Consider the following 11900-nt stretch of genomic DNA (forward strand, 5'->3'; position numbering starts at 1 on the left):
TGACACTCCATAATCTCTTAAAATCAATTCCTTACCTACCGAATCGTCCGTTAAACACTATTTAAAATAAAAACCCAGAAAGAGTGTTTAACATGCGCTACCCGCTCTACTTTTTGTAGCCAGACATTTTATCAAGCAAGATGTTCACCAAAAGATAGCCTTCTATTCTCTTTTATATTGGGTTTAATTTCACCCTTAAAATAAAAAAGATCAAAAAGCGCATAAAATAGCCGTCACAAATTGGACTTGTGCCGACTTGCTGGTAGAATCCGCGGTTTTCTACCTCTTAGTTTCAGGGCCCAACCGTGAGCGAAAATAAAACCTCTTTAAGTTACAAAGATGCAGGCGTAGATATCGATGCAGGTAATCAACTTGTTGAACGCATTAAATCTGTTACCAAAAAAACCCACAGACCAGAAGTAAAAGGTAACTTGGGTGGTTTTGGGGCACTTTGCGAATTGCCTACCAAATACAAAAAGCCGCTACTTGTTTCAGGTACTGACGGCGTGGGTACAAAACTAAGAGTTGCTATGGATGCGAACCGCCATGACGGTGTTGGTATCGACTTAGTAGCAATGTGCGTAAATGACCTTATCGTACAAGGTGCAGAGCCCCTTTTCTTCTTAGACTACTACGCAACAGGCAAGCTCGATGTAGACGTAGCAGCGTCAGTTGTAACTGGTATCGGTGCAGGTTGTGAACAAGCGGGTTGTGCGCTTATTGGTGGTGAGACTGCCGAAATGCCAGGAATGTACCACGATGGCGATTACGATATTGCTGGCTTCTGCGTAGGTGTTGTTGAAGCGGATAAAGTAATTGACGGTACAAACGTAAAGCCTGGTCAAAAACTGATTGCACTTGGTTCGTCGGGCCCTCACTCAAACGGTTACTCATTAGTTAGAAAAATTATTGAAGTTAGTGGCGCGGATGTAAACGCAGACCTTAACGGGAAACCCATTATCGACCAACTTCTTGAGCCTACTCGCATTTATGTTAAGTCGGTGTTGGCATTGCTAGAAGACGTACAAGTCAGTGCTATATCGCACATTACTGGCGGTGGTTTTTGGGAAAATATTCCTCGTGTACTGCCTGACGACGCGAAAGTGGTTATTGATGAAAGCACATGGGAATGGCCGGCAATTTTCTCATGGCTACAAGAAAACGGTAACGTTACTCGCCATGAAATGTATCGCACGTTCAACTGCGGTGTAGGCTTAGTTATCGTTGTAGATGAAAAAGACACTGACGAGGCGCTAAATATTCTTAAGCAGCACGGCGAAAACGCGTGGGTTATCGGTGATATCGCGGCAAAAGACGGCGAAGAGCAAGTAGAGATTAACGCGTGAGTAGTAGTGTAACCAAACTATGTGTACTTATTTCAGGTAACGGCAGTAATTTACAGGCCATTATCGATGAAATAAAAGCAGGTCGCCTTAACGCACAAATTAGTGGTGTAATTAGCAACCGCCCTAATGCTTATGGCCTTGAACGTGCCAAAGAAGCTGGAATTGAAGCCGTTTGCTTGGACCATACAAGCTTTGATACACGAGAGTCTTATGATGAAGCGCTTAAAGCACAAATTGAGGCTTTTGGCGCAGACTGCGTAGTTCTCGCGGGCTTTATGCGAATCTTAACACCAGAATTTGTTGACAGTTTTGCTGGAAAATTAGTGAACATTCACCCATCTTTGTTGCCAAAGTATAAAGGTTTGAATACGCACCAGCGCGCAATCGACAACGGAGACGAAGAGCATGGTGTTAGCGTGCACTTTGTTACACCGGAACTCGACGGCGGTCCAGTTATCATTCAAAGCCGCGTACCAGTGTTTGAAGAAGACACCGCGAGCGACTTGGCTGAGCGTGTTCAAGAACAAGAACGTCGTATCTATCCGCTTGTACTATCTTGGTTTAGTGCTGGCCGATTATCGATGCGAAACAATAAGGCAGTTTTAGATGAGCAAGAATTACCAGAATCTGGTTATGCAAGCGATTAAGCCTCTTGCTTTAGGCACACTAATGGCGGCTTCGCTTTCAGTGATCGCCCAAGCAAACCCAAGCGCAAAGAATACAGAAAGCGCAGAGTTACCGCTTCAACCCTACAAGGCAACGTACACCGCATATAAGTGGGGTGATGATGTAGGTGAAGCGAACATTGAGCTTTCTAAATTAGGCGACCAACAGTACTCCCTAATTTACACATCAAAGGTGTCGAAGTTTTTCTTGTCTGACAAGCGCAGTGAGCACTCTATTTTCACTGTGGATGACAACACTGTAGTACCGTCTGAATATTACTATAATCGTTCAGGCACAGGGCCAGATAAAGAGCTTAAAGTCACCTTTAGTCACCAAGGACAAGGTAAAATTTCGGTCGAAAATGGAGAAACCTTCGACTGGAACGGTGAGTTTGATAATCAGATTTATCGCATCGATTTGGCGAAGCAACTGGCGCAAGGTAAAACATCGTTAGACTATAACTTTGTTAATTACCGCGGCGAACTCCGTCACTATGGCGTGCAAGTTGTTGATGAAGAGGTGTTATCTTTGCCTTTCGGGAAAATTGAAACCGTAAAAGTGAAGCTAATTCGCGACTCGAACAAGCGTGAGACATTTGCCTGGTTTGCGCCATCGTTGAACTATACGTTAGTGAGATTGCAGCAATTCAAAGAAGGCGATGAACAGGGCGACATTAAGCTCAAATCCTTTGAAATGCAGTAGCGTGTTGTAACAAACACACATCGCTCGGTTTAACTGCGTATTCACTAGTACTATCAGAGCACGTCATAATGCAAAATATGGCGTGCTTTTTTATACCCAACCAATGTTCCCTTTTCGCAATGTCACCACGCAAAATTTCAGCAAGAATTCACATTGTAAATCCGTATTTATAAGCAGCGACTATACTTATAGGGTGTATTGTGCACTGCCCTATTATTTATGTCGTTGTTAATAGAATATTCATGTAAAAATCTTGATCTTTGCCCTATTAAATAATAGGTTTACAGCATGCTGGTCTGACCTCGATTTGTGTTTGCTTTTTAAAAGTAATCTACTTGATTGGGAATAAGATAAGCGTAACGTTTAACGCCTTTCAGGAGTGAAGTATGGCAGATTTTATATGGTTTTTACTGGTCGTTCTGACACTAGCGGTAGCTAGTTATCAGCGTACCAGCTTGGTAACAGCGGTTGCCATGGGCGCAGGTGTTATGATTTTGGGCACCCTTTTCGGTGACATTGGCCTGCTTGGTTGGGTAGTGTTCCTTGCTTTAACACTGCCGTTCACACTTGCGAATATCAGACAACAGCACATCTCTAAGAAGCTGCTAGCCTTCTACCGCAAAGTTATGCCTGAAATGTCGAGTACCGAGCAAGAAGCTATCGATGCGGGTACTGTATGGTGGGACGGCGATATTTTCAGCGGTAAGCCAGACTGGGATAAATTGCACCGCATCCCGAAAGGTAGACTGACTGCTGAAGAGCAAGCATTCTTGGATGGACCTTGTGACAAGGTTTGTTCAATGGTCGACGAATGGCAAATTAACCATAAAGACGCTGACCTGCCTCCTGAGATTTGGCAGTTCTTAAAAGAGCACAAATTCTTCGCCATGATTATCAAGAAAGAATATGGCGGTTTGGAGTTCTCTGCATACGCACAGTCTCGCGTTTTGCAAAAACTAGCTGGGGTAAGTGCGGTATTATCAAGCACCGTAGGTGTACCGAACTCTTTAGGTCCGGGCGAGTTGCTTCAGCACTATGGTACAAAAGAACAGCAAGACCACTATTTGCCTCGCCTAGCCAAAGGTGAAGAGATTCCTTGTTTTGCGTTAACTGGCCCAGAAGCAGGTTCAGACGCTGGTGCAATTCCTGATGTAGGTATTGTATGCAAAGGCGAATGGAACGGCGAAGAAGTGCTGGGTATGCGCTTAACATTCAACAAGCGCTACATTACTCTTGCGCCTGTTGCTACAGTTATTGGCCTTGCTTTTAAACTTCAAGACCCTGAAGGTCTTTTAGGTGATAACAAAGAGCCTGGTATTACTTGTGCCCTTATTCCTCGCGACACGAAAGGCCTAGAAATTGGTCGTCGTCACTTCCCACTTAATACCCCGTTCCAAAATGGTCCTATTAAGGGTGAAGATATCTTTGTGCCTATCGACTATATCATTGGTGGCCCGAAGATGGCGGGACGCGGCTGGCGTATGCTGGTTGAATGTTTGTCGGTAGGTCGCTGTATTACTCTTCCTTCATCTGCCGCTGGTGGCGCAAAATCAGTATCACTTGCTACAGGTGCATACGCACGTATCCGTCGCCAGTTCCGTATGCCGGTAGGTCATATGGAAGGGGTTGAAGAAATGCTGGCGCGCATTGGTGGTAACGCTTATTTGATGGATGGCGTAACGCGCTTTTCAACGGTAGGTGTGGACCTAGGTGAGAAACCTTCAGTTATCTCTGCTATTTGTAAGTACCACTTAACCGAAAAAATGCGTCAGGTCATCAACGACTCGATGGATGTTCACGGTGGTAAAGGCGTTATGCTTGGGCCAAATAACTACCTGGGTCGCGGTTACCAAGGCGTTCCTGTATCAATTACGGTTGAAGGCGCAAATATCCTTACCCGTAACATGATGATATTTGGTCAGGGTGCAATGCGTTGTCACCCGTATGTACTTAAAGAAATTGAAGCTGCGTCTATCGAAGACAAGAAAGAAGCACTGAAAGCTTTCGATAAAGCGGTATTTGGTCATATTGGTTTTGCCATTGCCAACACCGTTCGCAGTATTTGGTTCTCGCTAACTAATGGCGCATTTAGCAGCGCCCCATTCACTGACGAAACAGCGCGCTACTACAAGTTGCTTCAAGGTTACAGTGCAAACTTAGCACTACTAACCGATGTGTCTATGGGTGTACTAGGTGGCGATCTTAAGCGTCGTGAGCGTTTATCAGCACGTTTAGGTGACATTTTAAGTGGCCTTTATATGGGTAGTACTACCCTTAAGCGCTTCGACGAAGAAGGTCGTTTGAAAGAAGACCTCCCACTTCTACATTGGGCGATGCAGACCACATTGCACGATATTGAAACGGCAATTGATGACTTCTTGGCAAACTTCCCTAACCGCGCCATTGCAGCAGCACTGCGCGTTATGGTAATTCCGTTTGGCCGTCGTGTTGGTAAACCTTCTGACAAAACGGAACACGAGATTGCGCAAATGCTTCAAACGCCTTCAACTGCACGTAGCCGTCTAGGTTACGGTCAGTACCTTACCCGCGAAGAAGGTAGCTTGTTTGGCGACCTAGAGCAAACTCTTGATGATGTACTAGCAAGTGAGCCTATCTTCGAACGTATTTGTAAGCACAAAAAAGCTAAACTACCGTTTACCCGTTTAGATGTGCTTGCTGACGAAGCGCTAGCAGAAGGAGTTATTAACGAAGAAGAAGCGAATCTACTTCGTAAGACTGAAGCTGGAAGACTTCGCACTATCAACGTCGATGATTTCGATCACGAAGAATTAGTAGCGAAGGTTAATTCCAACACCACTGCAAAGAAACGAGGTGGCAAAGCTGCTTAATTTCATACCCAAACAAAAGGGCCGCTCTCGCGGCCTTTTTCGTCAAAGACTTATTCTTTTTACGTCATTTACCTTCGCATTTTCTAGCGTCAGTTTGGCTAATCAAACAGCATGCGGGAATACCGAACAAGCAAAAGCGCTATCACTCTTGATTGCAAACGACAATGGTCAAAAGCGCAAAGTGTTAACGTGTAACCCCATACTGGTTAAATTAGCGGAAGAAAAGACCAAAGACATGGCTGAAAGAGGCCTAGTTTCGCACTTCTTAGGCGGCAGCCCGAATACCCGCATTCGCGATGCTGGGTTAACCCTCCCCGATTACTACGGTGACGCAATGAGTAACCAGGTTGAGGCTTTGGCTGGCGGTTACACTACAGCGGAAGACGTATGGTACGCGTTGAAAGGGTCTACGACTCATCGACAGCACTTATTAGCTGAACTACCCTTCTATGAAGAGCAAGACCAGATTGGTATCGCGTTCTACAAAGACTACTCCACACCCCATGTTGAATACTGGGCGATTTACCTAACCAAATTAGCAGATTCCTCTTTACCCGATTCTGATGCACAGCCTCAATCTTCGACTACGCTACTCTTAAAGGGTAAAAAGAAGTTTGAACATGTACCTGACAAAGGCTTAGGAATAGTTACCAAAAGTGGTGAGGTTACGCTGAAAACAAAAAAACCGGATAAATAATCCGGTTTTTTTATATATTGATAACGTTTTAGCTTATTAGCTTAACTGGAGCTTATCCATAAGCAATACAGCTTGAGTACGCGTGTTAATCTCTAACTTGCGTAGGATGGCACTAATGTGTGCTTTAATGGTTGCTTCCGTAACGTTCATCTCGTGAGCAATTTGCTTATTCATTAAGCCTGCGCGCAAGTAAGAAAGCACTTGAATTTGCTTAGGTGTAAGTTCACGGAATCGCTGAAGCAGCACTTTAAGCTCATCGTCAACTTTATCTAGTTCTTCTTCCATGCCTTCTGGAAGCCACTTTTTGCCACCAATGATATCTACAATAGCCTGAGCAATTTCTCGCGTTTGCGACACTTTAGGAATAAAGCCCTGAGCACCTAAACTCATTACTTGAGCCACTACTTCAACAGTATCGCTGCCCGAAACAACGCCAATAGGGATATTCGGATATTGTTCACGGAGCGTGATAAGCCCGTTAAAATATTCACCGCCAGGCATGTTAAGGTCAAGAAGCACCAACTCAACGCCGTCGAATTCGTTTAACTTCGCCAATGCATCATCCAAGCTTCCGGCTTGAATTATCTGTGCATTTTCGAAGTAAGGTTCCAACGCGCCGCTCAAAGCTTCACGAAACAATGGGTGATCGTCTGCTACTAGAATTCTCGTCATTAGCGTTACTGCTTCCTTATTGTATTATGAGTATAGATTAATACTTTAGATCATTAACGAAAAGCCCTAATCCAGAAAAATCACGCAAAATATAACAAATTTGGTGTTTTCCATTGGCATTTACGTATCAAACGGTAAAATTGCGCCCCAAATTAGTTAAATGAAGACCCACAGTGAAGAAACACGACAATATTTACGCAAAGGCACTCAATAAAGTAGATGACTTTAAATTTGACGAGTCTGTTGTTGATGTGTTTCCCGATATGATTCAGCGCTCTGTGCCTGGATACGAAACCATTGTTCACACCATAGGCGAGTTGGCCAAAACTGCCGTTACGCCTAATTCAGTTGTTTATGACCTTGGCTGTAGCTTAGGTGCGGCAAGCTTATCTGTGGCACGAGCAGTACCAAATGAAACATGTAAGATCATTGGTGTAGACGCTTCAGAGGCAATGGTTGAGCGATGCAAACGTGTAGTGCAGACATTCACGCTTCCAAACCCTATTGTTATTCAGCATGGGTTCGCACAAAGTGTAGAAATTAAAAATGCCTCTATGGTGGTGATGAACTTCACCTTGCAATTTATCCCACCGGCTGACCGTGAAGCGCTACTAAAAAGCATTTACGATGGGCTAAATCCAGGTGGCATGTTGGTGCTGTCAGAGAAAATACGCCACCCTACCCTTACTGGCAATGAGCTGCTTGTAGATTTACATCACCAATTTAAGCGCGATAACGGTTACAGCGAACTTGAAGTAAGCCAAAAACGCGCCGCCTTGGAAAAAGTCATGTTAACCGATACGTTCAACGAGCATGAAACCCGCCTTAAAAATGTTGGGTTTGCCGATGTTGTAATGTGGTACAAGTGCTATAACTTCACATCTATGGTTGCGATAAAAGGCTAATCAATCTCACTACGTCCGCTTTTCCGCGACGCCAACACACTTAAAGAGCACTATGAGCAAATTAGAACAAACTTGGTTTACCGATTGCTATAAATCGTTAATAGACAGCCCGCTATCACACTGGCTTCAAACTCTGCCTGCCCAGATGGACGTGTGGCAACGTACCGCCAAACATGGTGAGTTTGATAAGTGGTGCCGTTTACTTGGCAAATTGCCGACGACATCTCCAAGTAATGTTGATTTAACATCAAGCGTTTCAGTTGGCAGCGCAAGCGACACTGATGAATATACTCAAAAACAAATTGAAGGCTTGTTAAAACAGTTTATGCCTTGGAGAAAAGGTCCATTCAAGGTACACGGTATTCACATAGATACAGAGTGGCGTTCAGACTGGAAGTGGGACCGTGTTGCCCCTCACATTAGCTCGCTCAAAAACCGAAACGTATTAGATGTGGGCTGCGGTAGCGGTTATCACATGTGGCGTATGCTGGGTGAAGGTGCAAATAACGTTATAGGTATCGACCCGACTCAATTGTTCCTAATTCAATTTCACGCCATCAAGCAATTTATCAGTAAGACCAGTGCGCCTTCGGACAACATTCATTTTCTGCCAATGGGTATTGAAGACATGCAGCCGCTTAATGCGTTCGACACCGTCTTTTCCATGGGCGTACTTTATCATCGTAAAGATCCAATGGCGTTTTTGCAGCAGCTTAAAGACCAGTTAAGAAAAGGCGGCGAACTGGTACTTGAAACCCTCGTGGTAGACGGTGACGAAAATACAGTATTAATGGCAGGCGAACGTTATGCACAAATGCGTAATGTGTGGTTCTTACCAAGCACTGCAGCCCTTACTGTTTGGTTAGGCCGCTTAGGTTTTGAAAATATTCGCGTTGTAGATATCAACCATACTACCTTGGATGAGCAGCGCTCAACGCCTTGGATGGAGTCCCAGTCTTTGAAAGATTTTCTCGATCCGGAAGATATTACTCGCACCATCGAAGGTTACCCTGCACCACAACGGGCCGTTATCGTTGCCAATAAGAAGTAGCTAATAGCACAAGGCCACAAATACCCTATTGGCACAAATGTTGTTACCTTAATCAAGAAGAACGTGCGAATTCTGCATTGATTAAGGTGACAACATGGATATACATGGCTTTCTAACGACGCATCAATTGCCAAGTACCTATGCAGAAACTGCACAAAAATGGTTCACCCCATTATGTGAGACACTGCTAAAGCACCAAGAAGGTGCAACCAAACCATTTATCGTTGCCATAAACGGTAGTCAAGGTTCAGGTAAATCTACTCTGACCAGTTTTATCGAGTCCTTCCTAAGTTCGGTCCACAATAAACAAGTGGTATCACTTTCAATTGACGACTTTTACTATGACAAATCACAACGTAATGCCCTAGCGATAAAGGTTCACCCGCTCCTAGCAACCCGCGGCGTGCCGGGCACTCATGACATTTCGCTGGCGTTGAATACCTTTCGCAGCTTGGAAAAAGGCGCACGTACATCGCTGCCACGTTTTAACAAAGCCACTGATAACCCGTTCCCCATAGAACAATGGCCTGTAATTGAATCATCACCTGACTTCATCATACTTGAAGGTTGGTGTGTGGGCGCTTCTGCACAAGCGTCTAACGAGCTTAAACGGCCGGTAAATCACCTTGAAGAAGTCGAAGATCCGTTAGGCATTTGGCGCTCTTTCGTCAACACGGAATTGGCAGGTGACTATCAAACGCTGTTCAACAAAATCGACTACCGCATTATGCTGAAGGCCCCAAGCTTTGACTGCGTTTACCAATGGCGCTTAGAGCAAGAACACAAACTTGCCCAAAAAGCACTGCAAGAAAGCGATGGCGTAATGTCTGATGAAGAAGTGGCAAACTTTGTGCAACACTACCAACGCATCACTGAACACGCATTACGTCACTTGCCTGAAAAGTGCGACACCGTGTTTTATCTTGATGAAACAAGAACGATAACTAAACAGGACGTAAAACGATGACGAAAACGCTTGTTTTCACCGATATGGACGGCACGCTGTTAGACCACCATACCTACTCTTTCGAGGCGGCGAAACCGGCTTTAACGGCATTAGAAAACAGAGATATTCCCGTTATTCCTACTACCAGTAAAACCTTTGCGGAGTTACAACCGCTACGCGAGAGTATTGGTCTAGACGGGCCATTTATTATTGAGAATGGCGCCGCTATTTTTATTTCTCATGGCTTTTTCAAGCAGAAGCCGAGCGGTACGGTTTGGATAGACGGCTACTGGTGTAAAGCATTTATCTCTAACAAAAATTACTGGATCAAGCTGTTAGAAAAAATTGGCAGCGAATTTGACGGTAAATATAAACAATTCTCGAAAATGTCGATTGAAGAGATCCAAGATGCAACTGGGCTTGATGAACGGTCAGCGTCTCTTGCAGCCAAACGTCAGTTTGGTGAACCTATTTTGTGGCTTGGTACTGACGACGAAAAACAGCGTTTCCTGAAGGTTGTGAAAGATCGCGGTGCCTTTCCTCTGGAAGGTGGCCGTTTTATACATATTTCAGGAAACTGTGACAAAGGCCAAGCCCTCAAATGGTTGGCTAATGAATATCAAAAACAACATTCCACTAAAGTTAACACTATTGCCCTTGGCGATGGTAAAAACGACGTTGCAATGCTTGAAGCAGCGCACGTCCCCATTCGCATTTTATCACCGGTAAATCCTCCACCTGCTGTAAAAAAAGAAGAGGTCTATACCAGCACCCTAACCGGCCCCGAGGGCTGGAACGAAATGCTTACTCAATTGCTATCCCTATGATCAGGAGGACACATGGCTGATTTTTATCAAAATGGTGTGGTTACTACGTTACATAACTTGGCTCGTCGTCCTACCGAGGAGCTAGAAGCAGAGCTTCTGCAGTTTTCACAAAAGCGCCCTATGGCTCTTATTCTTCCATCGCTCTTTTCAGAACTAGAGGGCGATGCACTTCCGCATATCGTTAACGAGTTGACAGATGTGCCCTACTTGTCTGAAATTGTCATCGGGTTGGACCGAGCCAATGAAGACCAGTATAAACACGCGCTGAAGTTCTTTGGCAAACTCCCTCAGCACCACAGAGTGCTGTGGAACGACGGTCCGCGTCTTAAAGCACTGGATGAAGAGCTTCAGGCTCAAGGCTTGGCCCCTAAGGAGTTAGGTAAAGGCCGAAACGTGTGGTACTGCATGGGCTACGTACTAGCGTCGAATCGCGCAGAGTCAGTTGCGTTACACGATTGCGATATTGTTACCTACAACAAAGATTTACTCGCCAAGCTTATTTACCCTGTTGCCAACCCAATGTTTAATTATGAGTTTTGTAAGGGGTATTATGCGCGTGTAGCCAACGGTAAAATTAATGGCCGCGTTTCACGCCTGCTTGTTACGCCTTTGCTTCGTGCGTTAAAACGCATCATGGGTGACAACGAGTATTTGGAATTTATGGACAGCTTTCGCTACCCATTAGCGGGTGAATTTTCATTTAGACGCGATGTGCTAAACGATATACGCATTCCAAGTGATTGGGGCTTAGAAATTGGCGTGCTGTCAGAGATGCACCGCAACTATTCACATAATCGTCTGTGCCAAGCTGACATCTGCGATATTTACGATCACAAACACCAAGACTTATCGCTTAATAATGACCAAGGTGGTTTGTCTAAAATGTCTATCGACATCACGAAAGCCATTTTCAGGAAGCTAGCTACCCAAGGCTATACGTTTAGTAACGAAATGTTCCGTTCAATTAAAGCCACCTATTTCCGTATTGCGCTAGACTTTATAGAAACCTATCACAATGACGCAGTAATGAATGGCTTAAACTTAGATATACACAGTGAAGAAAAAGCGGTAGAAATGTTTGCTAGCAATATCATGAAAGCCGGTCAAAACTTCCTTGAAAATCCAATGGAAACGCCGTTTATTCCTAGTTGGAACCGCGTGACTAGCGCCGTACCTGATATTTTAGAGCGACTATTAGAAGCGGTTGAAGCCGATACTGCAGAATATATGGAGTAAGTA

The 11900-nt window shown here is 44.6% G+C and carries 11 protein-coding genes; 10 read left to right on the forward strand and 1 reads right to left on the reverse strand.

Features of this window, described 5'->3' with window-relative positions; translation table 11 throughout:
* The first annotated feature begins 305 nt into the window (after positions 1–305).
* The 5 genes from purM to BGK61_RS17055 all read left to right on the forward strand — a co-directional run bounded on the left by purM (position 306) and on the right by BGK61_RS17055 (position 6260).
* Positions 306–1346, forward strand: coding sequence for a phosphoribosylformylglycinamidine cyclo-ligase (gene purM / locus BGK61_RS17035; RefSeq protein WP_014998526.1), 1041 nt, complete (start codon positions 306–308; stop codon positions 1344–1346).
* Complete coding sequence (purN, locus tag BGK61_RS17040; RefSeq protein WP_076011961.1) at positions 1343–1993, forward strand: phosphoribosylglycinamide formyltransferase; 651 nt, start codon at positions 1343–1345, stop codon at positions 1991–1993. Before purM ends, purN begins: the two co-directional genes overlap by 4 nt.
* Positions 1953–2714 carry a DUF3108 domain-containing protein gene (locus BGK61_RS17045; protein ID WP_234349485.1) on the forward strand — a complete coding sequence of 254 codons (762 nt, stop codon included), beginning with the start codon at positions 1953–1955 and terminating at the stop codon, positions 2712–2714. Before purN ends, BGK61_RS17045 begins: the two co-directional genes overlap by 41 nt.
* Before the next feature lie 386 nt (positions 2715–3100).
* On the forward strand, positions 3101–5563 hold the full coding sequence (gene fadE / locus BGK61_RS17050) for an acyl-CoA dehydrogenase FadE (protein ID WP_014998529.1): 2463 nt from the start codon (positions 3101–3103) through the stop codon (positions 5561–5563).
* The gene (locus BGK61_RS17055) at positions 5547–6260 is read left to right on the forward strand and encodes a CAP domain-containing protein (RefSeq protein WP_076011963.1); all 714 of its coding nucleotides are present in this window, start codon (positions 5547–5549) and stop codon (positions 6258–6260) included. The genes fadE and BGK61_RS17055 overlap by 17 nt, the downstream gene beginning before the upstream one ends.
* Before the next feature lie 36 nt (positions 6261–6296).
* Here the strand turns inward: BGK61_RS17055 and BGK61_RS17060 are convergent, their stop codons facing one another.
* Positions 6297–6932 carry a response regulator transcription factor gene (locus tag BGK61_RS17060; RefSeq protein WP_014998531.1) on the reverse strand — a complete coding sequence of 212 codons (636 nt, stop codon included), beginning with the start codon at positions 6930–6932 and terminating at the stop codon, positions 6297–6299.
* A 173-nt stretch (positions 6933–7105) separates the two neighbouring features.
* Between BGK61_RS17060 and cmoA the strand changes: the two genes are divergently transcribed.
* The 5 genes from cmoA to BGK61_RS17085 all read left to right on the forward strand — a co-directional run bounded on the left by cmoA (position 7106) and on the right by BGK61_RS17085 (position 11897).
* Positions 7106–7837 (forward strand): carboxy-S-adenosyl-L-methionine synthase CmoA, encoded by a 732-nt coding sequence (gene cmoA, locus BGK61_RS17065; protein WP_076011964.1) that lies wholly within the window; start codon positions 7106–7108, stop codon positions 7835–7837.
* Between the two features lie 52 nt (positions 7838–7889).
* Positions 7890–8888: a tRNA 5-methoxyuridine(34)/uridine 5-oxyacetic acid(34) synthase CmoB gene (cmoB, locus tag BGK61_RS17070; protein WP_076011965.1), complete on the forward strand. Its 999-nt coding sequence runs from the start codon at positions 7890–7892 to the stop codon at positions 8886–8888.
* Positions 8889–8982: 94 nt separating this feature from the next.
* On the forward strand, positions 8983–9855 hold the full coding sequence (locus BGK61_RS17075) for a kinase (protein ID WP_076011966.1): 873 nt from the start codon (positions 8983–8985) through the stop codon (positions 9853–9855).
* Positions 9852–10661, forward strand: coding sequence for an HAD-IIB family hydrolase (locus BGK61_RS17080; RefSeq protein WP_076011967.1), 810 nt, complete (start codon positions 9852–9854; stop codon positions 10659–10661). Before BGK61_RS17075 ends, BGK61_RS17080 begins: the two co-directional genes overlap by 4 nt.
* Positions 10662–10673: 12 nt before the next feature.
* A complete protein-coding gene (locus BGK61_RS17085; protein WP_014998536.1) occupies positions 10674–11897 on the forward strand; it encodes a glycosyltransferase family protein in 1224 nt (407 codons plus the stop codon).
* Positions 11898–11900 lie beyond the last annotated feature (3 nt).

It is taken from the genome of Alteromonas abrolhosensis, assembly GCF_001953635.1.
GTDB lineage: Bacteria > Pseudomonadota > Gammaproteobacteria > Enterobacterales > Alteromonadaceae > Alteromonas > Alteromonas abrolhosensis.